The sequence below is a fragment of the Clostridium sp. OM02-18AC genome (genome assembly GCF_003481825.1).
Classification (GTDB): domain Bacteria; phylum Bacillota; class Clostridia; order Lachnospirales; family Lachnospiraceae; genus Brotaphodocola.
The window spans coordinates 14750-41069 of sequence record NZ_QULW01000002.1; the positions used below are offsets into that span (position 1 = coordinate 14750).

Below are 26320 nucleotides of genomic sequence, written 5' to 3' on the forward strand. Positions count from 1 at the left end.
ATTAGAATTTTGCCAAAACCAGCACATCTCCCTCATACACGATGGTATTCCCTGTGGGTATCATCGTTTCTTTTTGCCGTGAAACCATGACGACCAGAGTCCCTTCCGGCATTGGAATGTGACTTAGGGATTTTCCATTCCATTTGTGCTTTTTGTCTACAGTGATTTCCCGAAGTGTCATGTTTTTTCGGTCGCGGAATTCTTCTGCTGCCGCAACCATGAGATCTCCGGCTTTTAAGCAGGTGTCTCCGTTAGGAACCAGGATTTCTTTTCCGCGGATCAGCACCACGACGAGCAGCTTAGGCGGCAGCGTGATTTCTTTTAAGCATTTCCCAACGTAGGGATGCTGGGAAAGCAGATGAAATTTCACGAAGCTGATGTTTTCTTCTTCCTGATAATCATTGAAGGTACGGCGCACGTCGGCATGTTCATCGATCATGCGGAGTTTTTTTGACATCCAGGGAAGAAGGGTACCCTGAATGGAAATCGATAACAGCACAATGCAAAAGACCAGGTTGAACAGGTTATAGCCGAGCGGCACCTGGCGCAAAACGACATAAATGGCAAACACAATGGATGCGACGCCCCGCAAGCCGGCCCAGGATACCAATCCGATCTGCTCGAATGAAGATTTGAAACCAGATAAAAGTATCGCTGCAGATAACGGACGTCCGATCAGTGTTAAGAAGGCCATGATCACAAAAGAGGGCAGGATCACCTGCGGCAGCTGGCTTGGTGTGACGAGCAGTCCCAACAGGAAAAAGATCATCATCTGCGCAACGCCGGTCAGAACATCGAAAAACCGCACCATATCCCGCTTGTGGGGAAGATAGGAATTCCCCAGAATGATCCCGCACAGGTACACGCTCAAATATCCGTTTCCGCCGATCAGATCAGGAATGGTGTAGGCGAGTATGGCTGCTGCAAAGACAAGGATCGTCTTGCCCTGGGCAATATCGAATTCTGCTTTATTTAAGAGAAGGGCAGTGAGTTTTCCAATGCACACGCCGCAGCCTATGCCGAATGCAACCTGGAAAAACAGCATGGATGGCACGTGGACCGAATGTCCGGTAAGGATGGAGGTTAAGATCACCGTCAGCATATAGGAGACAGGATCGTTGGATCCCGACTCAATTTCCAGGAGAGAAGCAGTGTTGTCTTTTAAGTTCAGGCTCTTGGAACGCAGGATATTGAATACAGAGGCAGCATCGGTAGAGCCGATGACAGAGGCCACCAGAAAGCTTTCCAGAAGCGGGCGTTTGAATGCCAGGTGGATAAACAGGCCTGTAATTCCGGCTGTGAGCAGAACTCCTATTGTGGAAAGCAGAATAGCCTGGGGAATGACCGGCTTTGCCTCTTTGATGTTGCTGCCGAAGCCGCCGTAAAACATGATGAAAATAAGGCTGACGGAACAGATCAGCTCACTGAACTGATAATCATCGAAGGATATTTTAAAGATACCGTCCACTCCAAAGCACATGCCCAACAGGATAAACGCAAGAAGGGAAGGGACGCCCAGTTTATCGATGAGACGGCCGGATAAAATGCAGATTACGATCACAATTCCGGTGAGCAGCAGGATCTGGTTCATAAAGCGCTCCTTTCCAGCGGTAATGCAAAGAGTTGCATGACGTGTTGTGTATTTTTATAAGTAGAGATGTAAGGTATTATAGCGATGAAAAAAGTAGTTCGTCAAACCATTTTCGGATGTGTGCTTGCTTTTTAACAGGATCTTTATGGCACTGAAATTTTGGTTTCCTGTCAGATAGCTGGTTAGTTCTGGTCTGGGTCGAATCCAGGATAAATGCAAGCCGGATTCAATCCAAATTCGCAAAAATAGTGCTTGCAATTTATCTGGCTATATGCTATCATAGCACTGTTGTGACGAGAAAAAGAGATGTTCCTCTGTTGCGGAAGAAGCATTAAAGAACATCAAACATATGAAGGAGGATCACACAAATGAACGAAATTATTAAGAACATTGAAGCAGCACAGTTAAAGGCTTCTGTACCGGAGTTTTCCGTAGGCGATACCGTTAAGGTCTACAACAAGATCAAAGAGGGTAACCGTGAGAGAATCCAGGTATTCGAGGGTACCGTAATCAAGAGACAGAACGGCGGCGCAAGAGAGACTTTCACCGTTCGTAAGAACTCCAACGGCATCGGCGTTGAGAAGACCTGGCCGGTTCATTCCCCATTCGTAGACAACATCGAGGTTGTTAGAAGAGGTAAAGTAAGACGTGCAAAACTGAACTACTTAAGAGACAGAGTAGGTAAAGCTGCTAAGGTTAAAGAGTTAGTAAAATAATTTTGCGTGGATGAGGGGGACAATGAAAATTGTCCCTTTCTGCGTAGTTACGCATGGAAAAACTGGAAAGACCCGGTTTTTCTTTGCGTAATTGGAAAAGGGGAGGTTGCTTGCAACTTCCTATTTTTTTACACGCATATCGTAAAGGAGCTGTTACGTGGATTTTTATCAGAATGAAGAACAGAATCTGATCCGGAAAATATGTGGCTGGATCGTGGATGTGGTAGTCGTGCTGGCGTTTGCCTGGTTCTGCCTGGTATTTTTTGGAACGCAGGTTACCGTAAATGGCCAGTCCATGCATCCGCTTTTAAGCTCCGGCGACATTGTTTTGATGAACCGCCTGACGTACGAGATTGGAAAACCGGACCGTATGGATGTGGTGGTGTTTGAGCGGGAAGACCAGAAGACGAATGTAAAGCGCGTGGTCGGAATTCCGGGAGACGAGATTCAGATCATAGATGGGGAACTCTATGTGAACCAGGAAAAGGTTGCACTCCCGGAAGACCGCAAGATTTCCCTTGCCGGACTGGCAGAAAAACCGGTTAAATTGGAAGAACAGGAATATTTTCTTCTCGGGGATAACCCGGACAGCAGTGAAGACAGCCGCTTCGCAAACATCGGCAATGTGCGGGAGGACCAGATCATCGGAAAGGTGTGGCTGCGTTTGTTCCCGCTGATCCGAATCAGTCTGATTCGGTCCTGACGGAAACCAGAATGCCGTTTGAAAAAGTGGAAAAACAGAAATGGAAATTGTTTTTGTGCGGGAACAGGAAAGCTGCAAAAAAGAACACAGCAGAGACACACAGAATATGAAACAGAATAGAAAACAGATTATACAGGAGGAAAATCCGTGAATATACAGTGGTATCCAGGGCACATGACCAAAGCAAAACGTGCTATGAAAGAAGACATCAAACTCATTGACCTGATCATTGAAGTGGTGGACGCCCGTGTGCCGTTAGCCAGCCGCAATCCGGATATTGATGAACTTGGAAAGGGCAAGGCAAGACTGATCCTTTTAAATAAGTCCGATCTGGCCAGCGAGCGTTACAACGAGACCTGGACTGCATGGTTTAAGGAAAAGGGTTACTATGTGGTGAAAATCAATTCCCGCAGCGGGGCAGGATTAAAACAGATTCATGGTGTCGTACAGGAAGCGTGCAAAGAGAAGATTGAACGCGATCGCCGCAGAGGTATCATGAACCGTCCGATCCGTGCCATGGTAGTGGGAATCCCGAATGTAGGAAAATCTACCTTTATCAATTCCTTTGCCGGAAAAGCCTGCGCGAAGACTGGAAATAAGCCTGGTGTGACCAAAGGCAACCAGTGGATCCGTTTGAACAAGACACTGGAACTTTTAGACACTCCTGGGATTCTCTGGCCGAAGTTTGAGGATCAGAGAGTGGGACTGCTGCTGGCGTTCATCGGTTCCATCAACGATGAAATCTTAAACAAAGATGAGCTGGCTCTGGAACTTTTAAAACTGCTTCAGAAACATTATCCGGATGTCTTAAAAGACCGTTATAAGATTGATGAATCTTCCGACGAAAACCTGCTGATTCAGGTGGCCAAGGTACGCGGATGCCTGGCAAAGGGCGGCGAGCCGGATTACAGCCGTGCGGCAGCGCTGGTAATTGACGATTACCGCAGCGGAAAACTGGGACGCATTACCCTGGAGTTCCCGCCGGTGAAGAAGGCAGAGGAGGCGTAACCATGGCACTTCGGACATTAAAGGGAGAAAAGCTGGAGGCAGAGCGTGCCCGTCTGGCCCTGATGCGGGAGTACGAGGACACTTATGCAGCCTGCAGCGCAATCTGTGGGATCGATGAGGCAGGACGTGGACCATTGGCAGGCCCGGTGGTAGCCGGTGCGGCAATCCTGCCGGTGGATTGTGAAATCCTGTTTTTGAATGATTCCAAAAAGCTTTCCGAGAAGCGCAGGGAAGCGCTGTTTGAGGAAATCAAGGAAAAGGCCGTTGCGTGGAGTGTCGGCATTGTGGGACCGGATGTGATCGATGAGATCAACATTCTGCAGGCAACCTACGAGGCGATGCGTCAGGCCATTGCCGGACTTGTGGTACAGCCGGATCTGCTATTGAATGATGCCGTGACGATCCCGGGTGTGGCGATCAATCAGGTGCCGATCATCAAGGGAGACGCCAAGAGTGTTTCCATTGCGGCAGCCAGCATCCTGGCCAAAGTGACCAGGGACCATATGATGCTGGAGTACGACACCTTATTCCCGGAATATGGATTTGCCAAGCATAAGGGATACGGAACTGCAGCACATATTGCGGCGCTGAAAGAATTCGGACCGACGCCGATTCACAGAAGAACCTTTATCAAAAACTTTGTGTAGTGAGGAAAAAATTCCGGGGAACTTGAATGGAAAATAAAGAAAATAAACGGGAGACCGGAACCATCAAGGAGAATCTGGCGGCACAGTATCTGACGCGTCAGGGTGTGAAGATTCTGGAACACAATTTCCGCTGCCGTCAGGGAGAGATTGATCTGATTGGGCGGGACGGGCGTTATCTGGTGTTTTTTGAGGTAAAGTACCGGAAAACAGCCCGGAATGGAATGCCTGCAGAGGCAGTTGGTTATGCCAAACAGCAGAAAATCCGCTATACAGCGCAGTTTTATCTGTACAGTCGCCGTTACCGGGAAAACATGCCATGCCGCTTTGATGTTGTGAGTATTCTGGGAGACCAGATTAGCTGGATCCGGGATGCATTTGAATGAAAGAATACGATATAGGAGATGAGAAGATGGAACAGCAAGCGTGGATCCGTAAGCGGAACAGCAACCCTCCGGAAATCGAAATCCGTGAGAAAAACGGCGTCACCTATCTGGCATTTCCTGCTCTGGACGAAACCGGTCTGGTGAGTCATGCTTTTTCTACCCGTCATGGCGGTGTCAGCGAGGGCGTTTTCTCCACAATGAATTTTAGCTTCACCCGAAACGATGACCCCGCGCATGTGATGGAAAATTACCGCCGCATGGCATCGATTCTGGGTACCGATGTGGATCGTATGGTACTTTCCTATCAGACACATACGATAAACGTGCGGACCGTGACAGAAGCAGACGCAGGAAAAGGCATCGGGAAAGAGCGGGATTACCAGGATATGGACGGACTGATCACCAACATTCCGGGTATTACGCTGGTGACGTTTTATGCGGACTGTGTCCCGCTGTACTTTGTGGACCCGGTTCATAAGGCAATCGGCCTGTCCCATTCCGGCTGGCGCGGAACCGTGCATCGCATGGGAAAGGCGACCCTGGAGGCCATGAACCGTGAGTACGGAACGGATCCTGCGAATGTGGTCGCATGCATCGGACCAAGCATCTGCCAGGACTGCTTTGAAGTAGGACCGGAGGTGGCTGAGGAATTTGCAGGAAATTTTGCAAAGGAATATCATGCAGAATTGTTTTACCGGAAAGAAAATGGAAAATACCAGGTGGATCTGTGGCGGGCGAACCAGATCGTATTAAACGAGGCAGGAATCCCCAAAAACCAGATTCACACAACCGACATTTGCACGCGCTGCAACCCGGGACATCTCTTTTCCCATCGGATCATGGGGACAGAGCGGGGAAATCTGGCGGCTTTTCTGGCACTCAAAGAGTGAGCGCCAGGAACCGTTACTATTTTTCTAAAAAAGAACTTCACACAGCAGATGGTATACTGTGTAAAGTTCTTTTTTCATGTTTGATATTTTGTCATCTGCCAGTCTGCTCCACAGGAAAATCTGACAGGGTGAATCCGATTTTACGTAAATTTACTGGATTGTCTGGAAGTAATCGTAACCGTCGTTGTGATAGCGTTTTACCAGCTTCTGGATCTTCTCGGTCGGGGAAAGTGCAGCGCCGATGGAAACGTCGTGGTTGAAGGAGTTGATGATGGCTGCAAGATACTTGCTCATATCAGCTTCCAGATACCACTCGCGGTCTAACAGCTCTTTCGGGCGGTAGTTTAAGTTGGTGGTGATGACGTAGTCAATGTAGCCGTTCTGGTAATACTGGTCAAATTTCTCCAGTCCGCTGGTGAACAGACCGAAGGTGCAGCAGATGATGACCTTTTCTGCCTTGCGGTCCTTCAATTCCCTTGCGGTATCCAGCATGCTCTCACCGGATGCGATCATATCATCGATGATGAGAACGGTCTTGCCTTCTACGGAAGTACCCAGGAACTCATGAGCCACGATCGGGTTGCGGCCGTTGATGACTCTGGAATAGTCACGGCGCTTGTAGAACATACCCATGTCAACGCCCAGGTTGTTAGCCAGGTAAACGGCACGGTTCATGGCGCCCTCATCCGGGCTGATGATCATCAGATGGTCTTTGTCGATTTTTAAGGATTTGTCATGGCTGAACAGGGCTTTTACGAACTGGTAAGTCGGCATGAAGTTATCAAAGCCGCTAAGCGGGATTGCGTTCTGGACACGCGGGTCGTGGGCGTCAAAGGTGATGATGTTGGAGACACCCATGGAGATCAGCTCTTCGAGCGCCATAGCGCAGTCTAAGGATTCACGTTTGGTGCGCTTGTGCTGGCGTCCTTCATATAAAAATGGCATAACAACGTTGACACGGTGTGCGGTGGCAACAGAAGCACCGATCAGTCGTTTCAGATCCTGGAAATGGTCATCCGGGGACATATGGTTGGTGTAACCGCAGACACTGTACGGGATGCTGTAGTTGGTGACATCCACCATGGCGAAAAGGTCAACGCCGCGGACCGATTCATTGATGACAGCTTTCGCCTCGCCGGAACCAAAACGCGGACATTTGCAGTCCAGAAGATAGGAATCGACATCGTAGCCGCGGTAGTTTAAGTCCTGCTTTCGGCGAAGCAGTTCCTCGGTGTCGTTGCGGCGGAAGGTAACAATGTGGTCGTTTACCTTGGTTGCCAGATCCTTACAGCTTTCCAGGGCAGCGAGCTTTAACGGCGCTACCGGCAGAATGTCATTAAACACATAGTTGTTAGGCATTGGTACATACTCCTTCAGGTAGAATATTGTGGTTTTGGTTACTGTACACAGAATGCGGACAGCAACAGAATTCATCCTATTTATATCCTTAAAAAATGGGTGCGTCAAGAGTTCACGGGTATTTTATAAAAAAATACACAAAAATCCGGCGTTTGGGTGGAAGGTATGCGCGGATAGCTTTGACAAAGAACGGGAATCTTGTTATGATGAAAAGAGTGCAATACAGAAAGGATATTATATGAAGAAACAAAAAGGTCATCTGATAAAATCCGTCGATCCGGGTTCCATCGCAGAGGAGCTGGAGTTAGAGCCGGGCGACCGCCTGCTCACGATCAACGGAAATGAAGTAGAAGATATCTTTGATTATGAATATTATGTAGACAGTGAAAGCATGGTCATGTTGGTGGAAAAGGCAGACGGAGAGCAGTGGGAGCTGGAGATCGAAAATGAGTACCAGGATCTGGGTATTACCTTTGAGAATGGACTTATGAGTGATTACAAGTCCTGCAGCAACAAGTGCATTTTCTGTTTCATCGACCAAATGCCGCCGGGCATGCGGGAAACACTTTATTTCAAGGACGATGACTCCCGCCTCTCGTTCCTGCAGGGAAACTATGTGACCCTGACCAATATGAAGGAGCACGACATCCAGCGTATCATTGATTTTAAACTGGCACCGATCAACATTTCGGTCCATACGACCAATCCGAAGCTGCGCTGTGAGATGCTGCACAACCGGTTTGCCGGAGACGCGTTAAAGAAGATCGACCGCCTCTGCGAAGCCGGGATTCCCATGAACGGGCAGATCGTTTTGTGCAAGGGGGTCAATGACCGGGAAGAACTGGACCATACCATCCGGGATATGACAAAGTATCTTCCATATATGCAGAGTGCTTCGGTCGTGCCGGTCGGACTTTCCAAATACCGGGATGGGTTGTATCCGTTAAAGCCATTTGAGAAGGAAGATGCGGAGAGTGCCATTGACATCATTGAAAAATGGCAGAAGATCGTGTATGAGCAGTATGGCATCCATTTTATCCATGCCAGCGATGAGTTTTATATCCTGGCAGAGCGGGAACTCCCGGAGACAGAACGGTATGACGGATTCCCGCAGCTGGAAAACGGTGTGGGTATGCTGCGGCTTCTGGACAGCGAAGTAACGGAAGCCCTGGAGGCACTTCCGGAAAACCTGCAGGTAAAGCCAGAGGTATTGTCCATTGCAACCGGACGTCTGGCTTATCCGTATCTGCGAAAACAGCTGGATAAGATTGAGGCGAAGTTTCCGCAGAAAAAGGTGAATCTGTATGCAATCCGCAATGACTTTTTTGGAGAGAGCATTACGGTAGCCGGACTGATTACCGGTCAGGATCTGGAAAAACAGCTTTCTGTGGTGCCACTGGGTGAGAGACTGCTGCTTCCAATCTGTATGTTCCGGAGCGGAGAGGAAACACTCCTCGACGACCTTACCCGTACGGATGTGCAAAATGCTTTACAAGTCCCGGTGAATATTGTAAAATCAAGCGGTCAGGATCTGGTGGATGCCGTTCTTGGCCTGGAAGAAGAACAAGATACCGTTTATGACGGATATGAATTAAAGGAGATCACATATGAGTAAACCAATCGTTGCCATTGTAGGGCGCCCGAACGTGGGAAAGTCCACCCTGTTCAATGTACTGGCAGGTGAGACCATCTCCATCGTAAAGGATACCCCTGGAGTAACCCGAGACAGAATCTATGCGGACTGCACCTGGCTGAACATGAACTTTACCCTGGTTGATACCGGCGGTATTGAGCCGGACAGCCGTGACATCATTCTTGCGCAGATGCGTGAGCAGGCACAGATCGCGATCGACACTGCTGACGTCATCATCTTCATTGTGGATGTACGTCAGGGCCTGCAGGATTCCGACTCCAAAGTAGCAGACATGCTCCGCAAATCCGGAAAGCCGGTTGTTTTAGCAGTCAATAAAGTAGACAGCATCCAGAAATTTGGAAACGATGTCTACGAGTTCTACAACCTGGGAATCGGTGACCCGATCCCGGTATCCGCAGCTTCCCGTCTGGGAATCGGTGACCTGCTGGATGAAGTATCCAAGCACTTCACCTTAGACCAGTTAGAGGAAGAAGAGGATGAGCGCCCGCGTGTTGCCATCATCGGAAAGCCGAACGTAGGAAAATCTTCTATTATTAATAAGCTGCTTGGCGAAAACCGCGTGATCGTTTCCAACATCGCAGGAACAACCCGTGACGCAGTCGATACCGAGGTTGTCTACAACGGAACCGAGTATATCTTCATCGATACGGCAGGACTCCGCCGCAAGAGCAAAATCAAGGAAGATTTGGAGCGCTACAGCATCATCCGTACCGTATCTGCCGTAGAGCGTGCCGATGTGGTCATTCTGGTCATCGATGCGACCGAGGGTGTGACCGAGCAGGATGCGAAAATCGCCGGTATTGCCCATGACCGCGGCAAGGGCATCATCGTGGCTGTGAACAAGTGGGATGCAGTCGAGAAGAACGACAAGACCATCTACGAATTTACCAGAAAGATCAAGGACACCCTGTCCTTCATGCAGTATGCAGAGATGGTATTCATTTCCGCAGTGACCGGACAGCGTATGAATAAGATGTTCGAGCTGATCGATATGGTCCGCGAGAACCAGACCCTGCGTATTGCGACCGGTGTGCTCAACGAGATCATGACCGAGGCCGTTGCCATGCAGCAGCCGCCGTCTGACAAGGGCAAGCGCTTAAAGCTTTATTACATGACCCAGGTAGCGGTAAAGCCTCCGACCTTCGTAATCTTTGTAAACGACAAAGAACTGATGCATTTCTCCTACGTGAGATACTTAGAGAACCGGATCCGCGAATCCTTTGGATTTAAGGGTACCGCTCTAAAATTCCTGATCCGTGAAAGAAATGGAAAGGAGAATTAAATGGAACGGGCAGTCTGTCTGATCATGGGTTATGTGTTCGGTCTGTTTCAGACCGGTTATCTTTACAGCCGATCCAAACATATGGATATCCGCAACTATGGAAGCGGAAACTCCGGCAGCACGAATGTCCTCCGTGTGATGGGCAAAAAAGCGGGACTGATCGTATTTTTAGGCGATGCAGGCAAGATGATCGTTGCCTGCCTGCTGACCCGGCTTTTATTCCGCAGCCAGCCGGAAATGCTGTATGTATACTTACTTTACACCGGATTTGGTGTGATCCTGGGACACAATTTCCCGTTTTACATGGGCTTTAAAGGAGGAAAGGGCATTGCGGCATCTGCAGGGCTTCTGGCTTCTACAGACTGGCGGGTTATGCTGGTCTGTCTGGCGGTATTTGCGGCGGCAGTAGCCATCACCCGCTATGTTTCCTTAGGATCGATCCTGGTGATGATCTGTTTCTTTATCGGTATGGTAATCTGCGGCGCACGCGGTGACTTTGGCATTGCGGCGGCGCATTTGACAGAATTTTATGTGCTGGCAGGCCTGATTTCTGTTATGGGAATCTGGCGTCATCACGCAAACATCAAACGACTGTTAAACGGCACAGAGAATAAGCTGGGTGCCAGAAAGGAATCGTGACTATGGCAAGAATCGGTGTGATCGGAGCCGGAAGCTGGGGTATCGCGTTATCGTCCCTGCTTTCTGCGAACGGACATCAGGTAACGGTATGGTCCGCTTTTGAAAAAGAGGTGGAAAGCCTGAAAGAAACCAGAGGCTTAAAAACACTTCCGGACTTGGTGCTTCCGGATGACATGGAATTTACGGCAGATTTAGCGTCAGCTATGAAAGATAAGGATCTTCTGGTGACTGCGGTTCCTTCCATCTATGTGCGGGAGACTGCAAAAAAGATGAAACCGTTTTTGGCAGAGGGACAGCTGGTGGTTAACGTAGCGAAGGGAATCGAGGAAGCAACCCTGATGACGCTGACGGACATTCTCGAAGAAGAACTTCCGGGAGCGGATGTGGCCGTCCTTTCCGGACCAAGCCATGCGGAGGAAGTAAGCCGCGGCCTTCCGACCACCTGTGTGGCAGGTGCAAAGACCCGTGAAACGGCAGAAAAAATCCAGAATATCTTTATGAGTCCGGTATTCCGTGTCTATATCAGCCCGGACATCCTGGGAATCGAGATTGGCGGTGCATTAAAGAATGTCATTGCCCTGGCAGCCGGAATCGCAGACGGCCTTGGCTATGGTGACAACACCAAGGCAGCGCTCATTACGCGCGGTGTGGCTGAGATCAGTCGTCTCGGCATCGCGATGGGCGGAAAGGCAGAGACCTTTGGCGGTCTGACCGGGATCGGCGACCTGATTGTAACCTGTGCCAGCATGCACAGCCGCAACCGCCGCGCCGGTATCCTCATCGGAAAAGGCTATACCATGAAGGAAGCCATGGATGAGGTCCAGATGGTGGTTGAAGGCGTCTATTCCGCAAAGGCGGGATTGGCCCTTGCACGTAAATACCAGGTTTCCATGCCGATCATCGAGTCGGTCAATGAAGTGCTCTTTGATGGAAAATCCGCAAAAGAAGCAGTGGCAGACCTGATGCTGCGGGATAAAACAGTGGAAAGTAAAAATATTCCGTGGTAGGAATTTTCTGAACGGAAATCCCGCAATATTTTACTTTATTTTCACTTTAACGTAAGAAAGTTCTTGACAAGTGTTTTTCGGACTACTATAATTAGTTCAACTTTAAGGGCACGGCTTCCTGAAGGTTCAGGAAGCCTGTTTTCATTAAGAGGAGGAAATATTATGAAGAAAAAACTGCTTAGTTTTGGTATGGCAGCTATGATGGCAGCATCTTTAGCAGCATGTGGCGGCAGCAAGCCGGCAGAGACTACCGCGGCAGCAGGCGATGCTGAGACCACTGCAGCAAAGGGTGCAGAGACTGAGGCAGCAGCAGAAGGCGGCACCTTAAAAGTTGGTGTCATCGGACCGTTAACCGGTGCAGGTGCAGCTTACGGTAATGCAGTAGCAAACGGCGCAGAGCTGGCAGCAAAGGAGATCAACGAGGCTGGCGGTATCAACGGTATGATGATCGAGACCAAGGCTGAGGATGACGAGAACGACCCGGAGAAATCCATCAATGCATACAATACCTTAAAAGACTGGGGTATGCAGATATTAGACGGTCCGACCACTTCCAAACCGTGTATCGCTGTAGGTGCAGAGGCAGAGGCTGACAATATGTTCCTGATCACTCCGTCCGGTTCCGCAGTTGAGTGCGTAGCAACCGATAACGCATTCCGCGTATGCTTCGCTGACCCCGATCAGGGTACCGCTTCCGCTAAGTACATTGGCGAGAACAAGCTGGCTACCAAGATCGCGATCATCTACGACAGCTCTACCGAGTATTCTTCTGGTGTCCGTGAGGCATTTGTTGCAGAGGCAGCAAACCAGGGTCTGGAGATCGTAGCTGACGAGGCATTTACCGCAGACAGCAACACCGACTTCTCCGTACAGCTTGACAAGGCAAAAGACGCTGGCGCAGAGCTGGTATTCCTTCCGATCTATTATCAGGAGGCTTCTATCATCTTAAAGCAGGCACACGACAAAGAGTTCGCTCCGATCTTCTTTGGCTGTGACGGTATGGATGGTATCCTTTCTGTAACGAACTTCGATACTTCCCTGGCAGAGGGTCTGATGCTCTTAACCCCGTTCTCCACCACTGAGGAGAGCAGTAAGGCATTCACCGAGGCTTATGTAGCAGCTTACGGCATCGAGCCGAACCAGTTCGCTGCAGATTCCTACGATGCAATTTACGCAATTAAGGCAGCAGTTGAGCAGGCTGGCGTTACCGCCGATATGAGCGCTTCCGATATCTGTGATGCATTAAAGTCGGCTATGACCGAGATCTCTATCGATGGTCTGACTGGTACAGGCATGGTTTGGAACGCAAACGGCGAGCCGAACAAGGCACCGAAGGCTGTTAAGATCGTAAACGGCGAGTACGAGATGCAGTAATTTTGCGGTTTCCGCAATGTTAATGTGCAAAAAAATGGAATCACGTTGCCTGGCACATATGTGTGAATGACAATGTACTATCCAAAAGGGGATCGTCTTGAGCAGACGGTCCTCTTTTCTTTTGCTTTTGCGTAGAGCAAAGCCACAAATGACATATTCACTGGTTGAAGTTCGGATTCCTCTTTTGTATGTCCCTGTCTGCGACGCTTTGCAGGTTTGTCTTTGCCTTGCGGACAAATGGTGCAGTTTCGCGAACTTCTGCTTGAACTTCAAATATGACTATGTTATAATTCCAGTTATGTTTTATTTTATAGAAAAAAGTAAAGAGGTGGTAGGTACATGAGTTTTCTGTCTTATTTGATCAATGGAATCAGCCTGGGCAGTGTCTACGCGATCATTGCGCTGGGTTATACCATGGTTTATGGTATTGCGAGAATGCTGAATTTCGCTCATGGTGATATTATTATGGTTGGTGGCTTTGTGATCTTTACCATGGTTAGCACCCTGGGGCTTCCGCCGCTTGCAGGCGTGCTGGTTGCAGTCATCGCCTGCACGGTGCTTGGCGTTGTGATCGAACGTGTGGCTTATAAGCCGCTGCGCGGCGCATCTTCCCTTGCGGTCTTAATTACAGCCATCGGTGTCAGCTATCTGCTGCAGAACGTGGCACTGCTGATCTTTGGCTCCAACGCGCGCCAGTTTACATCCATTGTGAACGTGCCAAGCTTAAAGCTGGCCGGTGGTGCGCTGTCTATTTCCGGTGTTACCATGGTTACGATCATTACCTGTATTGTCATCATGGTGGCTCTGACAACCTTTATTAACAAGACCAAGGTTGGACAGGCTATGCTGGCGGTATCTGAGGATACCGGCGCTGCAACGCTGATGGGTATCAATGTAAACAGCACCATTGCGATCACCTTTGCGATCGGCTCCGCGCTGGCAGCAGTCGCAGGTGCACTGCTTTGCTCCGCATATCCGTCCCTGACTCCGTATACTGGCTCCATGCCTGGTATTAAGGCATTCGTAGCAGCTGTATTCGGTGGAATCGGTTCGATTCCAGGCGCACTCATCGGCGGCGTGCTGTTAGGTGTGATCGAGAACCTTTCCAAAGCATATATTTCTTCCCAGCTTTCCGATGCGATCGTATTTACCGTACTGATCGTGGTGCTTCTGGTACGTCCTACCGGAATCCTGGGCAAAAAGATTACGGAGAAAGTGTAGGTGAATGGAATGAAGAAGAACAGTATATTTGTCCAGAACGGCATCACCTATGCAATCGTGATTGCCTGCTGGATCCTGGTGCAGATCTTAACTGCGACCGGAAATATGACAAGTTTGTTAAAGGGACTTCTGGTTCCGCTTTGTATTTATGTGATCCTGGCTGTATCGTTAAACTTAACGGTTGGTATTCTGGGTGAGTTAAGCCTTGGACATGCAGGCTTCATGTGTGTCGGTGCGTTTACCGGCGCATTTTTCACAAAATGCATGGAAAATGTGATCCCGTCTGTGGGCATGCGTTTCTTCCTGGCACTCATTATCGGTGCAGCAGTTGCTGGCGTATTCGGAATTATCATCGGTATTCCGGTACTGCGTCTGAAGGGTGACTATCTTGCGATCGTAACGCTTGCGTTTGGCGAGATCATTAAAAACCTGATCAACGTAATGTATGTAGGACTGGATTCCAACGGATTCCATTTCTCCATCAAGGATACCACTTCCCTTGGCATGGGAGCAGATGGCGTTGTCATCATCAAGGGTGCACAGGGTATTACCGGTACCCCGAAGGCAGCAACTTTCACGGTAGGTATCATTCTGGTACTTTTGACTCTGTTTATCGTACTGAACCTGATCAATTCCCGTACCGGCCGTGCGATCATGTCCATCCGTGACAACCGCATTGCGGCAGAGTCTGTGGGAATCAATATCACCAAATATAAGCTGATGGCATTTGCAATCTCAGCAGCACTGGCTGGCGTGGCAGGTGTGTTATATGCACATAACTTATCCTCCCTGGCAGCAACCCCGAAGAACTTCGGCTACAACATGTCCATCATGATCCTGGTATTTGTGGTTCTGGGCGGACTGGGCAACATCCGCGGCTCCATGATCGCAGCGCTCATTTTGACCATGCTTCCAGAGCTTTTACGCGGACTGAACGATTACCGTATGCTGATCTATGCGATCGTGCTGATCGTTATGATGATCTTCACCTCCAGCCCGAAAGTAATCGAGATGCGTTCCGTATTTATGGACCGGTTTAAACATAAGAAATCTGCAAAGGAGGCTGCATAATATGGCTATGCTGGAAGTAAAAAATATCGGCATTTCATTCGGTGGCTTAAAGGCAGTCGACAATTTCAGCCTGACCATCGAAAAGGGACAGCTTTACGGCCTCATTGGACCAAACGGAGCAGGTAAGACCACAGTCTTCAACCTGCTGACCGGTGTCTATAAGGCAGATCACGGTTCTATTTTTCTGGACGGAAAAGAGCTGACTGGCAAGAATACTATTGAGATCAACCAGGCAGGAATCGCGAGAACCTTCCAGAACATCCGTCTGTTCAAGGAATTAAGTGTTCTGGACAACGTAAAGGTCGGACTGCATAACCATCATCCGTATTCCACGATCGAAGGAATCTTTCGTCTCCCACGTTACTATAAGGTAGAGAAAGAGATGAATGCCCGTGCCATGGAATTGTTAAAGGTGTTTGACCTGGACAAGGAGTGCGACTATAAAGCATCCAACCTTCCTTATGGTAAGCAGAGAAAACTGGAGATCGCGCGTGCACTCGCAACAGATCCGAAGCTTCTTCTTCTGGATGAGCCGGCTGCCGGCATGAACCCAAACGAGACGGCAGAGCTGATGGATACCATCCGCTTTGTGCGCGACCATTTCGATATGACTGTGCTTCTGATCGAGCATGACATGAAGCTGGTTTCTGGTATCTGCGAGAAGCTGACTGTATTAAATTTCGGCCAGGTACTGACCCAGGGCCAGACATCGGAAGTACTGAACGATAAGCGCGTCATCACGGCTTATCTTGGAGAGTAGGAGGTTGGAGCGATGGCAATACTTGAGGTAAAAGACCTGGAAGTCTACTATGGTGTGATCCAGGCAATCAAGGGAATCTCATTTGAGGTAAACCAGGGAGAAATCATCGCCCTGATCGGAGCAAATGGTGCAGGAAAGACAACGACCCTGCAGACCATTACCGGCCTGATCCCGTCGAAGGCGGGTACTATTACCTATGAGGGACAGGATATTACAAAGATTCCGGGTTACAAACTGGTTGGCATGGGAATCGCCCATGTGCCGGAGGGACGCCGCGTATTTGCAGAGCTTTCCGTACTTCAGAACTTAAAGCTGGGGGCTTATACCAGAAACGACAAAAACGAGATGGAAGAAACCCTGAAGATGATTTACGAGCGTTTCCCGCGTCTGGAAGAGCGTAAAAACCAGATGGCAGGAACCCTGTCCGGTGGTGAGCAGCAGATGCTGGCTATGGGCCGTGCGCTGATGTCTCATCCGAAGCTGATCGTTATGGACGAGCCGTCCATGGGTCTGTCCCCGCTCTATGTAAATGAAATCTTCGATATCATCCAGAAGATCAACGCAGACGGTGTGACGGTACTTCTGGTTGAGCAGAACGCGAAGAAAGCGCTTTCCATTGCGAACCGCGCATATGTTCTGGAAACCGGTAAGATCGCGCTCAGCGGAGATGCCAAAGACCTGATGAACGACGATTCCGTCAAGAAGGCATACTTAAGCGAGTAAAAGGAAAAGATTGTGCGAAACGCAACAAAAAGTGAAACAGACGAGGTAATTTGACAAAAAAAGAGAATTTGTTTCAAAATTATAAACTGTCTGAAAATACTACAAAAAGGAGTGGAAAGTCCTAGACTTTTCGCTCCTTTTTGTGGTATTATTGCATTACATAGCATTGGGGAAAATTTGATAAGGAGGGTTTACTATGAAGGGCAATGTAATCGTTGGACAGTCCGGAGGGCCGACTGCCGTCATCAATTCCAGTCTTGCAGGTGTTTACCGCACGGCGATCGACCGCGGTGCAAAAAAGGTATATGGAATGCTTTTCGGCATTCAGGGGCTGATGGATGAGCAGTATGTGGATCTGTCCAAATATATCCGCAGTGATCTGGACGTGGAAATCTTAAAGCGCACACCATCTGCATTTTTGGGAACGTGCCGTTACAAGCTGCCGGATATCCATGAGAATCAGGAAATCTACGTGAAGATTTTTGAAATCTTAAACAAATTGAATATCGAATGTTTTATCTATATCGGCGGAAATGATTCCATGGATACCATCAAGAAGCTTTCGGATTACGCAATCTTAACCGGGCAGTCCCAGAAGTTTGTCGGTGTTCCGAAAACCATCGACAACGATCTGGCGCTGACAGATCACACTCCGGGTTACGGAAGTGCGGCGAAGTACATTGCAACCTCCACCAAGGAAGTCATTCGGGATGGACTTGGCTTTTCCTATAAAAAGAAACAGGTGATCATCATCGAGATCATGGGCCGCAATGCAGGCTGGCTGACCGGAGCTGCAGCGCTCTCGCGTGGCGAGGACTGCGACGGACCGGACCTGATCTATCTGCCGGAGCTGACGTTTGATATTGAAAAGTTTACCGGAAGGGTAAAAAAGCTTCTGGAGAAGAAAGACGTCGTGGTTGTGGCGGTTTCCGAGGGAATCCGCATCAAAGACGGACGCTATGTCAGTGAGCTTGGAAGCGCATCCGATTATGTAGATGCTTTCGGACACAAGCAGCTGGCGGGAACGGCCACCTATCTGTCGAATGTGATCCATGCAGAGCTTGGCTGCAAGACCCGTGCGGTAGAATTTTCAACCCTGCAGCGAAGCGCAGCCCACCTGGCATCCCGCGTTGATGTAAACGAAGCCTTTATGGTAGGCGGTGCCGCAGTGAAGGCGGCAGATGAGGGCGATTCCGGAAAGATGGTAGTCATCGACCGCGTTTCGGACGACCCGTACCAGTGTGCAACCGGTATTTACGATGTCCATAAGATCGCCAATGGTGAAAAGATGGTCCCGAGAGAATGGATCACCAAGGATGGTACTTATGTGACCGAAGAATTTATCGATTATGTCAGACCGCTGATCCAGGGCGATTCCCCGTCGGTCATGGTAGACGGAATTCCGCGCCATCTTTACATGGGAAAACGGTAGTTTCTACGATAAAAGTGCATGATTTACGGACACTCCTGCATATAGTGTTAACAACAGCAAAAAATGTTACTGCTCACAGCAACAAATAAATCTGTTTTTGGCGGGGGAGTGTCTATATGGATCAGTACAGTGTATACCGGGATATCCAGGCCAGGACCGGCGGCGAGATCTATCTTGGCGTGGTCGGACCGGTGCGGACCGGAAAATCAACGTTTATCAAGAGGTTTATGGAGCAGATGGTTTTACCGGGGATCACCGATGAACACCAGAAAAACCGCACGCGGGATGAACTGCCGCAGAGTGCGGCGGGAAAAACCATCATGACGACAGAACCGAAATTTGTGCCCAAGGAAGCAGCTAAGATTGATCTTGGGGAAGACACTCAGGTCCGTGTCCGGCTGGTGGACTGTGTAGGCTTTATGACGGATGGCGCCAGCGGACACATGGAAAACGAAAAGGAGCGCCTGGTGAAGACCCCGTGGTTTGAGGAGAGCATTCCGTTTACCATGGCTGCAGAGATCGGAACGCGGAAAGTCATCCGTGATCATTCCACGATCGGTCTCGTAATCACGACCGATGGCTCGTTTGGCGAACTGGAACGGGAAGCCTACATAAAACCAGAAGAAACGGCAATCCGGGAATTAAAAGAGATCGGAAAGCCGTTTCTGGTACTTTTAAACTCCAGCCGCCCGTATTCAGAGGAAACAAGAACGCTTGCAAAGAATATGGAAGCACAGTATGAGGTCTGTGTCATGCCAGTCAACTGCGAGCAGTTAAAAACCACGGATATTTACCAGATTTTAAAGCAGATCCTGTTTGAATTTCCGGTGACGGAGGTGGATTTCCAGATCCCGAAGTGGCTGGAAATCCTGCCATCCTCCCACTGGTTAAAGCAGCAGGCAGTAAAAGCAGCGAAAAACGCCATGAGCCACATCCGCCGGATGAAAGATTTAAAGCCATCCTGGAAAGATGAAGAGGCAGAGGCGGTAAGCGGTATGGAAACCGGGCGTATGGAACTGTCCGATGGCAAAGTCCAGGTGCGGATGCTGTTTGATGAAGGCTATTATTATCAGATTCTCAGTGATTTTTCCGGACTCCAGATCGCAGATGAATACCAGCTGATGCAGCAGCTAAAAGAGCTGGCAGCGAAGCGCACGGAGTACGATAAGATCCAGAACGCGCTGGAACAGGTGCGGGCAAGGGGCTATGGCGTGGTGACACCGGAGCGGTCAGAGATTGTTTTGGATGAACCGGCGGTGATCCGTCACGGAAACCGTTACGGCGTCAAAATGAAAGCCGAAGCGCCGTCTATCAACCTGATCCGCGCCCAGATCCAGACGGAGATCGCGCCCATTGTGGGGAGCGAGCAGCAGGCGCAGGATCTGATCGCGTATATGAAGGAAAATGCAAACCGGGAAGAAAACGGGATCTGGGAGACAAATATATTTGGAAAATCCATAGAACAGATTGTAGAAGATGGGATTCAGGCTAAAGTGAACCAGATGACGGAGGAGTGTCAGGCAAAGCTTCAGGATGCGCTCCAGAAGATCATCAACGACAGCAACGGAGGCTTGATCTGCATCATCATTTAAACATGTACCCTCGGACTCCGAGAGCACATAGATACAAAAGGAGGGTGCCATATGAGACTAGTTTTCAGCGGAGCAGCACATGAGGTAACAGGCAGCTGTCATTATCTGGAAGTGGGAACAACAAAATTTCTGGTTGACTGTGGTATGGAGCAGGGTGTTAACATTTATGAAAATGTAGAACCGCCGGTGCCGTGGTCGGATATCCAGTTCGTACTTCTGACCCATGCGCATATTGACCATGTAGGTATGCTGCCTTACATTTATGCGAGAGGATTTAAAGGCAGGGTCATCGCAACCAATGCGACCTGTGACCTGTGCAACATCATGTTAAAGGACAGTGCGCACATTCAGGAGATGGATGCGGAGTGGAAGAACCGGAAGGCAAGACGTGCCGGACGCCCGGAGGTTCCGCCGTTATATGAGATGAATGATGCGCTGGGCGTTTTGGAGCATTTTGAAGGCTATAATTATGGAGAGATTGTGGAAGTCAACGATGAGGTTTCCATCCGGTTTACGGATATCGGCCATCTTCTTGGTTCTGCCTCGATCGAGATCTGGATGAAGGAAGACGGTGTGGAGAAGAAGATTGTCTTTTCCGGTGATATTGGCAACTTCAACAAACCGCTGATCCGCGATCCGATCTACACAGCGGAAGCAGATTATGCGGTGATGGAGTCCACCTACGGGGACCGGTTCCACCAGAAAGGAAAAGACCATATTTCCGAGCTGGTGCGGATCGTCCAGGAAACGCTGGACCGCGGCGGCAATGTGGTGATTCCTGCTTTTGCGGTAGGTCGTACCCAGGAGCTGCTTTACTATTTCCGTCAGATCAAATCCCAGCATCTGATCCGGGGACACGATAATTTTGAAGTTTATGTCGATAGCCCGCTGGCCGTGGAGGCCACCCACGTATTCAAGGAAAACCAGGTGGAGTGCTACGATGAGGAAACAAAGGAACTGGTTGAGGAGGGCATCAACCCGATCTCGTTCCCGGGCTTAAAGCTTTCCGTAACCAGCGACGAATCCATTAACATCAACTTCGATGCCAAACCAAAGGTTATCATCTCTGCTTCCGGTATGTGCGATGCAGGCCGTATCCGCCACCATTTAAAACACAATTTGTGGCGCAAGGAATGTACGGTGGTCTTTGCCGGTTACCAGGCAGTGGGTACCATCGGAAGGGCACTGGTGGATGGAAGCAAGGAAGTAAAGCTTTTTGGTGAGAGTATCGATGTGGAGGCACACATTGAGGTGCTTCACGATATCAGCGGTCATGCGGACCAGAATGGACTTTTGGCCTGGGCCCTGGCATTTGAGAAGAAGCCGCAGCAGTTCTTCGTGGTTCATGGCAATGACGAGGTCTGCGACCGCTTTGCGGAGCTTTTAACCGAAAAGACCGGCGTGCCGGCCAAGGCACCGTATTCTGGTGCGGAATTTGATCTGATCAAAGGCATCTGGGTACGCGAGACTGCCGGAATCCCGATCCCGGCCAAGAGCGCACCGGCGAAGAAAGCGAGTGGAGTCTTTGCGAGACTTCTGGCTGCAGGCGAGCGCCTGATGGGCGTCATCCGCCGCAACGAGGGCGGAGCCAACAAGGATCTGGGAAAATTCGCAGACCAGATCAATGCATTATGCGATAAATGGGACAGATAGGAGAAATTAGATTATGTCAAAAGTACAGATTTACACAGATGGTTCGGCGAGAGGCAACCCAGACGGACCGGGCGGATACGGAGCCGTGCTGCATTTTACGGACAGCAAGGGCGTGCTCCACGAGCGGGAATTGTCTGCCGGCTACAAAAAGACCACCAACAACCGGATGGAGCTGATGGCGGCAATCATGGCTCTGGAGGCATTAAACCGCCCCTGCGAGGTAGATCTGTACTCAGATTCCAAATATCTGACGGATGCCTTCAACCAGCGCTGGATCGACAACTGGGTGAAGAACAACTGGAAACGCGGAAAGAGCGGTCCTGTGAAGAATATTGACCTCTGGGAGCGTTTATTAAAGGCAAAAGCATCACACCGTGTGAACTTTATCTGGGTGAAGGGACATGCCGGGCACCCGCAGAATGAGCGGTGCGACCAGCTGGCTACAACGGCAGCAGACGGAACGGATCTTCTGGTGGATGAAGGACTGGATGCGTAGAAGTGCTGGAAGCCGCTGATTTGTTGTGGAAGCGGTAACTGTTAAGGCTTTCTTACAATTTTTTACTTCTTTTGAACTTATATTTTCATTTCGTCCTGTTTGTGGTATGTTAAGTTCAGCAATAAACAGCCGGTACCGGGTCTCTGACTGGTGCAGGCGGTGTATTTATATGGAACAGACAGAATCATACCACAGACAGGATTGAAGAAATTTATGAAATTAAAAGGAATCTGGGTAGCCATTGCAGTGATCTGCGTGGCTGGGATTGGCGTAACGAATTATTCCGTCCGGCATTTGGCAGCTGGTGGGAACGAATATGTTTCGGAACTCTCAGAAGGAAGCAAGGAATCCGAAACCATGACCATAGCGGAAGAAGCTGTGGCACAGGCACAGGGCATGCAGGAGGCACAAGAAAAAGCACAGGTATTGTCCGAGGCTGTGCAGGCGGAAAAAGGACAGGCAAAAGCTGGACAAACAGAATCCGGACAGACGTCGGCTGGTGCTGGGCAGACAAAAAGCGGTCAGACATGGACTGGTGTAGGGCAAACAGAAGAAGCACAGATAGCAGCAGGCAATGCCGGGGCATCAGAGTCGCAGCCGCTTCTTAAAGCGGCACCGTCATCCGAAGTGCAGAGATCACCGGAAGCCGGGGCTGCAGTACAGGCACAGGCAATGGATGAGTCCATGTATCCATCAGAGACTGCACAGGCAGAAAAAAACGGGATTATGTCCCAACTTGCCAAACTGGACGAGCAGGCACAGAGCCGGCGTGAGGCAGCTGCGGACGGAAGTGCCAATGCCATGAAGGCAGCAGCAGACTCGGAACGGAAAATCTGGGAAAACAAGCTTCAAGGGATTCTGGAAGTGCTGGAACAGCAGCTGTCCGGTGAGGAAAAGAACACGTTTTTTGCAGAACAGCGAAGCTGGGTGCGAGATCGTGAGAGTACTGCGGTATCAAACTCAAAAAGACAGAATGGCAGTGCATTGGAAGAACTGGAATATATCCGTTTCCTGCGGGACATCACAAGAGAGCGGGTCTATGAACTGGCAGAGCGTTATGAAGCGATTCTGGACGGAAAAAATGAATAATCGCTTCCTGTTTGTATGGCGTGAACAGGAATGAAGGATCAGAGCAGGCAGGAACCAGATGTTCCTGCCTGTTTGGGTCTTGATAATTGTCTTTTCCTATGGTAAGATACAAAGATGAATTGATATATTTTCTGAACAATAAGGAGGAATTTACTATGGCAGCAATCGCAACAAGTCTGATTGGATATACCGTAAAAGCCGTTATCTTTGCAGCAGTCGCGTACGCGGGCATTATCTGCGGCAAGAAGTTCAGAGACAAGAAAGATGCAGACCGCGCATAAAGGGCGGTCTGGCAAAATCCAGCTGTTTCCTGTTTCATACAGCAAACAGTGATAATACGGAGGAAGTAGTAAAGTGAAGAAGTATGGAGTAAATGAACTGAGAAGAATGTTCCTGGAGTTCTTTGAGAGCAAGGGACATCTGGCAATGAAGAGCTTTTCCCTGGTGCCGCACAACGACAACAGTCTGCTCCTCATCAACTCCGGTATGGCACCGTTAAAGCCTTATTTCACCGGACAGGAGATCCCGCCAAGAAGACGTGTGACCACCTGCCAGAAGTGTATCCGTACCGGTGATATCGAAAACATCGGTAAGACTGCACGCCACGGCACCTTCTTTGAGATGCTGGGCAACTTCTCATTCGGCGATTATTTTAAGGACGAGGCAATCCACTGGTCCTGGGAGTTCTTAACTGAGGTTGTAGGACTGGAAAAAGACCGTCTGTATCCGTCTGTATACCTGGATGATGATGAGGCATTCAACATCTGGAATAAGGAGATCGGTGTTCCGGCAGAGAAGATCTTCCGCTTCGGCAAAGAGGATAACTTCTGGGAGCATGGCGCTGGTCCGTGCGGTCCGTGTTCTGAGATCTACTATGACCGTGGTGAGAAGTACGGCTGTGGTAAGCCGGGCTGTACCGTAGGCTGTGAGTGTGACCGTTACATCGAGGTATGGAATAACGTATTCACCCAGTTCGAGAACGACGGACATGGCAACTATACCGAGTTAAAGCAGAAGAATATTGATACCGGTATGGGTCTGGAGCGTCTGGCTGTGGTTGTTCAGGATGTAGATTCCCTGTTCACCGTAGATACCAACAAGGCACTTCTGGATGAGGTTTGTGCCCTGGCCCACACCGAGTATCAGGTAGACTATAAGAAAGATGTTTCCCTGCGTATCATCGCTGACCATGTGAAGTCCTGTACTTTCATGATCTCCGACGGCATCATGCCTTCCAACGAGGGCCGTGGCTATGTTCTGCGCCGTCTGATCCGCCGTGCGGCACGTCATGGACGTCTGCTTGGCATTGAGGGCAGATTCATGCCGGAGCTTTCCAAGACGGTCATCGAGCTTTCCAAGGATGGTTATCCGGAACTGGAAGAGAAGAAAGCTATGATCTTAAAGGTTCTTGCAGAAGAGGAAGAAAAGTTCAACAAGACCATCGACCAGGGTCTTGCAATCCTTGCAGATATGGAGAGCGAGATGTCCGCAAAGAACGAGACCGTACTTTCCGGCGAGAATGCATTCAAGCTGTACGATACCTACGGATTCCCGTTAGACTTAACCATCGAGATCCTGGAAGAGAAGAACCTGACGGTAGACGAGGACGGCTTCCAGGCAGCGATGAAAGATCAGCGTGAGAAAGCAAGAAAAGCACGTAAGACAACCAACTACATGGGTGCAGATGTTACCGTATACCAGTCTATCCCGGCTGAGATCACTTCCAAGTTCGTTGGCTACGACAGACTGCAGCATGAGTCCAAGATCACGGTTCTGACGACCGATACCGAGATCGTGGAAGCTTTAACCGACGGTCAGCGCGGAACCATCATCGTGGATGAGACGCCGTTCTACGGAACCATGGGCGGTCAGTGCGGCGATACCGGCGTGATCACCGGAGAAAACAATGGCACCTTTGTTGTAGAAGATACCATTCACTTACAGGGCGGAAAGATCGGCCATGTAGGACATATGACCAGCGGCATGCTGGCAGTGGGCGAGACCGTTACCTTACAGGTAAATGAGGCTTCCCGCCGTTCTACCGAGAAGAACCACAGTGCAACCCATCTGCTTCAGAAGGCACTGCGCAGCGTTCTCGGTGACCATGTAGAGCAGGCCGGTTCCCTGGTAACTCCGGACAGACTCCGTTTTGACTTTACTCATTTCTCTGCCATGACTCCGGAGGAGATCAAAAAGGTTGAAGATCTGGTAAATGAAAAGATTCAGGAGAATCTGACTGTTGTAACTCAGGAGATGAGTCTGGATGAAGCGAAGAAGACCGGTGCTATGGCACTGTTTGGTGAAAAATATGGTGAGAAGGTCCGTGTGGTTAAGATGGGCGACTTCTCCACGGAGCTTTGCGGCGGTACTCATGTGGCTTCTACTGGCACGATCCATGCGTTCAAGATCTTCTCTGAGGCAGGCATCGCAGCAGGTGTCCGCAGAATCGAAGCACTGACCGGTGACGGTCTGATGCGCTACTATGAGAACATGGAGCAGGAGTTAGCAGAGGCGGCGAAGGCAGCAAAGACCACCCCGGCTGATTTAAAGAGCAAGATCGAATCCATGCTGGAGGAGATGAAAGCACTGCACGCTGAGAACGAGAAATTAAAGAGCAAACTGGCAAATGAAGCGTTAGGCGATGTCATGAACCAGGTTCGCGATGTCAAAGGCGTGAAGGTTCTGGCTGCAAAGGTTGCAGATGTCGACATGAACGGCCTGCGCGGACTGGGTGACCAGCTGAAAGAGAAGCTCGGTGAGGGCGTGATCGTTCTGGCATCCGTTCAGGGCGATAAGGTCAACCTGATGGTAACCGCAACCGATGAGGCTCAGAAGAAGGGCGCTCATGCTGGCAACTTAGTCAAGGCCATTGCCGGACTTGTAGGCGGTGGCGGCGGCGGACGTCCGAATATGGCACAGGCAGGCGGTAAGAACCCGGCCGGTGTGGACGCTGCACTTGAGAAGGCTTACGAGACTGCAGCAGAGCAGATCCAGTAAAATATGTTGTAATACACAGACAGCCGGGATACG

24 protein-coding genes are annotated in these 26320 nt (G+C 49.8%); 22 read left to right on the forward strand and 2 right to left on the reverse strand.

The genetic code is table 11. The features are described from left to right. Position 1: 1 nt before the first annotated feature. Positions 2–1591 (reverse strand): potassium/proton antiporter, encoded by a 1590-nt coding sequence (locus DXB18_RS01670; protein ID WP_118705668.1) that lies wholly within the window; start codon positions 1589–1591, stop codon positions 2–4. A gap of 368 nt (positions 1592–1959) precedes the next feature. On the opposite strand from DXB18_RS01670, the gene rplS reads away from it, so the two are divergent. From rplS to pgeF, 6 genes are all read left to right on the forward strand, one after another. Then, positions 1960–2307, forward strand: coding sequence for a 50S ribosomal protein L19 (gene rplS / locus DXB18_RS01675; protein ID WP_118532592.1), 348 nt, complete (start codon positions 1960–1962; stop codon positions 2305–2307). Positions 2308–2464: 157 nt separating this feature from the next. Further along, positions 2465–3010: a signal peptidase I gene (gene lepB, locus DXB18_RS01680; protein ID WP_118705670.1), complete on the forward strand. Its 546-nt coding sequence runs from the start codon at positions 2465–2467 to the stop codon at positions 3008–3010. 147 nt (positions 3011–3157) lie between these two features. After that, positions 3158–4018 (forward strand): ribosome biogenesis GTPase YlqF, encoded by an 861-nt coding sequence (gene ylqF, locus DXB18_RS01685; RefSeq protein WP_118705672.1) that lies wholly within the window; start codon positions 3158–3160, stop codon positions 4016–4018. Positions 4019–4020: 2 nt separating this feature from the next. Beyond that, positions 4021–4665 carry a ribonuclease HII gene (locus DXB18_RS01690; protein ID WP_118705674.1) on the forward strand — a complete coding sequence of 215 codons (645 nt, stop codon included), beginning with the start codon at positions 4021–4023 and terminating at the stop codon, positions 4663–4665. A 26-nt stretch (positions 4666–4691) separates the two neighbouring features. Beyond that, the gene (locus DXB18_RS01695; RefSeq protein ID WP_118705676.1) at positions 4692–5048 is read left to right on the forward strand and encodes a YraN family protein; all 357 of its coding nucleotides are present in this window, start codon (positions 4692–4694) and stop codon (positions 5046–5048) included. A 26-nt stretch (positions 5049–5074) separates the two neighbouring features. After that, positions 5075–5938, forward strand: a complete 864-nt coding sequence (gene pgeF / locus DXB18_RS01700) for a peptidoglycan editing factor PgeF (RefSeq protein WP_118705678.1) — start codon at positions 5075–5077, stop codon at positions 5936–5938. Positions 5939–6088: 150 nt separating this feature from the next. On the opposite strand, the gene DXB18_RS01705 is transcribed toward pgeF, so the two are convergent. Next, the gene (locus tag DXB18_RS01705) at positions 6089–7297 is read right to left on the reverse strand and encodes a ribose-phosphate pyrophosphokinase (RefSeq protein WP_118705845.1); all 1209 of its coding nucleotides are present in this window, start codon (positions 7295–7297) and stop codon (positions 6089–6091) included. 238 nt (positions 7298–7535) lie between these two features. Between DXB18_RS01705 and DXB18_RS01710 the strand changes: the two genes are divergently transcribed. From DXB18_RS01710 to alaS, 16 genes are all read left to right on the forward strand, one after another. Beyond that, a complete protein-coding gene (locus DXB18_RS01710; RefSeq protein ID WP_118705680.1) occupies positions 7536–8912 on the forward strand; it encodes a DUF512 domain-containing protein in 1377 nt (458 codons plus the stop codon). Beyond that, entirely contained in the window at positions 8905–10233 is a 1329-nt protein-coding gene (gene der, locus DXB18_RS01715) for a ribosome biogenesis GTPase Der (RefSeq protein WP_118540750.1), read from the forward strand. The genes DXB18_RS01710 and der overlap by 8 nt, the downstream gene beginning before the upstream one ends. Then, a complete protein-coding gene (gene plsY, locus DXB18_RS01720) occupies positions 10234–10872 on the forward strand; it encodes a glycerol-3-phosphate 1-O-acyltransferase PlsY (RefSeq protein ID WP_118705682.1) in 639 nt (212 codons plus the stop codon). It begins immediately after the preceding gene. A 2-nt stretch (positions 10873–10874) separates the two neighbouring features. Beyond that, the gene (locus tag DXB18_RS01725) at positions 10875–11879 is read left to right on the forward strand and encodes an NAD(P)H-dependent glycerol-3-phosphate dehydrogenase (protein WP_118540746.1); all 1005 of its coding nucleotides are present in this window, start codon (positions 10875–10877) and stop codon (positions 11877–11879) included. A 162-nt stretch (positions 11880–12041) separates the two neighbouring features. Next, positions 12042–13253 carry an ABC transporter substrate-binding protein gene (locus tag DXB18_RS01730; protein ID WP_118705684.1) on the forward strand — a complete coding sequence of 404 codons (1212 nt, stop codon included), beginning with the start codon at positions 12042–12044 and terminating at the stop codon, positions 13251–13253. 339 nt (positions 13254–13592) lie between these two features. Beyond that, positions 13593–14474: a branched-chain amino acid ABC transporter permease gene (locus DXB18_RS01735; protein ID WP_118705686.1), complete on the forward strand. Its 882-nt coding sequence runs from the start codon at positions 13593–13595 to the stop codon at positions 14472–14474. 9 nt (positions 14475–14483) lie between these two features. Continuing rightward, positions 14484–15545, forward strand: a complete 1062-nt coding sequence (locus DXB18_RS01740; RefSeq protein ID WP_118705847.1) for a branched-chain amino acid ABC transporter permease — start codon at positions 14484–14486, stop codon at positions 15543–15545. A gap of 1 nt (position 15546) precedes the next feature. Then, the gene (locus DXB18_RS01745) at positions 15547–16305 is read left to right on the forward strand and encodes an ABC transporter ATP-binding protein (protein WP_118705688.1); all 759 of its coding nucleotides are present in this window, start codon (positions 15547–15549) and stop codon (positions 16303–16305) included. Positions 16306–16317: 12 nt separating this feature from the next. Beyond that, on the forward strand, positions 16318–17028 hold the full coding sequence (locus DXB18_RS01750) for an ABC transporter ATP-binding protein (protein ID WP_118540738.1): 711 nt from the start codon (positions 16318–16320) through the stop codon (positions 17026–17028). Between the two features lie 196 nt (positions 17029–17224). Then, a complete protein-coding gene (locus DXB18_RS01755; protein WP_118540736.1) occupies positions 17225–18460 on the forward strand; it encodes a 6-phosphofructokinase in 1236 nt (411 codons plus the stop codon). A 116-nt stretch (positions 18461–18576) separates the two neighbouring features. Further along, entirely contained in the window at positions 18577–20052 is a 1476-nt protein-coding gene (gene spoIVA / locus DXB18_RS01760) for a stage IV sporulation protein A (protein WP_118705690.1), read from the forward strand. Positions 20053–20103: 51 nt separating this feature from the next. Beyond that, positions 20104–21705: an MBL fold metallo-hydrolase gene (locus DXB18_RS01765; protein WP_118540732.1), complete on the forward strand. Its 1602-nt coding sequence runs from the start codon at positions 20104–20106 to the stop codon at positions 21703–21705. Positions 21706–21718: 13 nt separating this feature from the next. Continuing rightward, the gene (rnhA, locus tag DXB18_RS01770) at positions 21719–22201 is read left to right on the forward strand and encodes a ribonuclease HI (protein ID WP_118705692.1); all 483 of its coding nucleotides are present in this window, start codon (positions 21719–21721) and stop codon (positions 22199–22201) included. Positions 22202–22414: 213 nt separating this feature from the next. Beyond that, entirely contained in the window at positions 22415–23290 is an 876-nt protein-coding gene (locus DXB18_RS01775) for a lysozyme inhibitor LprI family protein (protein WP_118705694.1), read from the forward strand. 155 nt (positions 23291–23445) lie between these two features. Beyond that, a complete protein-coding gene (locus DXB18_RS16695) occupies positions 23446–23571 on the forward strand; it encodes a hypothetical protein (RefSeq protein WP_279220621.1) in 126 nt (41 codons plus the stop codon). Positions 23572–23677: 106 nt separating this feature from the next. Continuing rightward, complete coding sequence (alaS, locus tag DXB18_RS01780) at positions 23678–26287, forward strand: alanine--tRNA ligase (RefSeq protein ID WP_243035196.1); 2610 nt, start codon at positions 23678–23680, stop codon at positions 26285–26287. Positions 26288–26320 lie beyond the last annotated feature (33 nt).

Bases quoted from the DNA above. Each gene is read 5' to 3' on its own strand.
- spoIVA (WP_118705690.1), top strand. From the start codon at position 18,577: ATGGATCAGTACAGTGTATACCGGGATATCCAGGCCAGGACCGGCGGC.
- pgeF (WP_118705678.1), top strand. From the start codon at position 5,075: ATGGAACAGCAAGCGTGGATCCGTAAGCGGAACAGCAACCCTCCGGAA.
- DXB18_RS01710 (WP_118705680.1), top strand. From the start codon at position 7,536: ATGAAGAAACAAAAAGGTCATCTGATAAAATCCGTCGATCCGGGTTCC.
- DXB18_RS01740 (WP_118705847.1), top strand. From the start codon at position 14,484: ATGAAGAAGAACAGTATATTTGTCCAGAACGGCATCACCTATGCAATC.
- alaS (WP_243035196.1), top strand. From the start codon at position 23,678: ATGTTCCTGGAGTTCTTTGAGAGCAAGGGACATCTGGCAATGAAGAGC.
- DXB18_RS01745 (WP_118705688.1), top strand. From the start codon at position 15,547: ATGGCTATGCTGGAAGTAAAAAATATCGGCATTTCATTCGGTGGCTTA.
- DXB18_RS01735 (WP_118705686.1), top strand. From the start codon at position 13,593: ATGAGTTTTCTGTCTTATTTGATCAATGGAATCAGCCTGGGCAGTGTC.
- DXB18_RS01670 (WP_118705668.1), bottom strand. From the start codon at position 1,591: ATGAACCAGATCCTGCTGCTCACCGGAATTGTGATCGTAATCTGCATT.
- der (WP_118540750.1), top strand. From the start codon at position 8,905: ATGAGTAAACCAATCGTTGCCATTGTAGGGCGCCCGAACGTGGGAAAG.
- DXB18_RS16695 (WP_279220621.1), top strand. From the start codon at position 23,446: ATGGCAGCAATCGCAACAAGTCTGATTGGATATACCGTAAAAGCCGTT.
- rplS (WP_118532592.1), top strand. From the start codon at position 1,960: ATGAACGAAATTATTAAGAACATTGAAGCAGCACAGTTAAAGGCTTCT.
- DXB18_RS01730 (WP_118705684.1), top strand. From the start codon at position 12,042: ATGAAGAAAAAACTGCTTAGTTTTGGTATGGCAGCTATGATGGCAGCA.
- DXB18_RS01690 (WP_118705674.1), top strand. From the start codon at position 4,021: ATGGCACTTCGGACATTAAAGGGAGAAAAGCTGGAGGCAGAGCGTGCC.
- DXB18_RS01695 (WP_118705676.1), top strand. From the start codon at position 4,692: ATGGAAAATAAAGAAAATAAACGGGAGACCGGAACCATCAAGGAGAAT.
- DXB18_RS01705 (WP_118705845.1), bottom strand. From the start codon at position 7,297: ATGCCTAACAACTATGTGTTTAATGACATTCTGCCGGTAGCGCCGTTA.
- DXB18_RS01775 (WP_118705694.1), top strand. From the start codon at position 22,415: ATGAAATTAAAAGGAATCTGGGTAGCCATTGCAGTGATCTGCGTGGCT.
- DXB18_RS01750 (WP_118540738.1), top strand. From the start codon at position 16,318: ATGGCAATACTTGAGGTAAAAGACCTGGAAGTCTACTATGGTGTGATC.
- DXB18_RS01755 (WP_118540736.1), top strand. From the start codon at position 17,225: ATGAAGGGCAATGTAATCGTTGGACAGTCCGGAGGGCCGACTGCCGTC.
- DXB18_RS01765 (WP_118540732.1), top strand. From the start codon at position 20,104: ATGAGACTAGTTTTCAGCGGAGCAGCACATGAGGTAACAGGCAGCTGT.
- DXB18_RS01725 (WP_118540746.1), top strand. From the start codon at position 10,875: ATGGCAAGAATCGGTGTGATCGGAGCCGGAAGCTGGGGTATCGCGTTA.
- rnhA (WP_118705692.1), top strand. From the start codon at position 21,719: ATGTCAAAAGTACAGATTTACACAGATGGTTCGGCGAGAGGCAACCCA.
- plsY (WP_118705682.1), top strand. From the start codon at position 10,234: ATGGAACGGGCAGTCTGTCTGATCATGGGTTATGTGTTCGGTCTGTTT.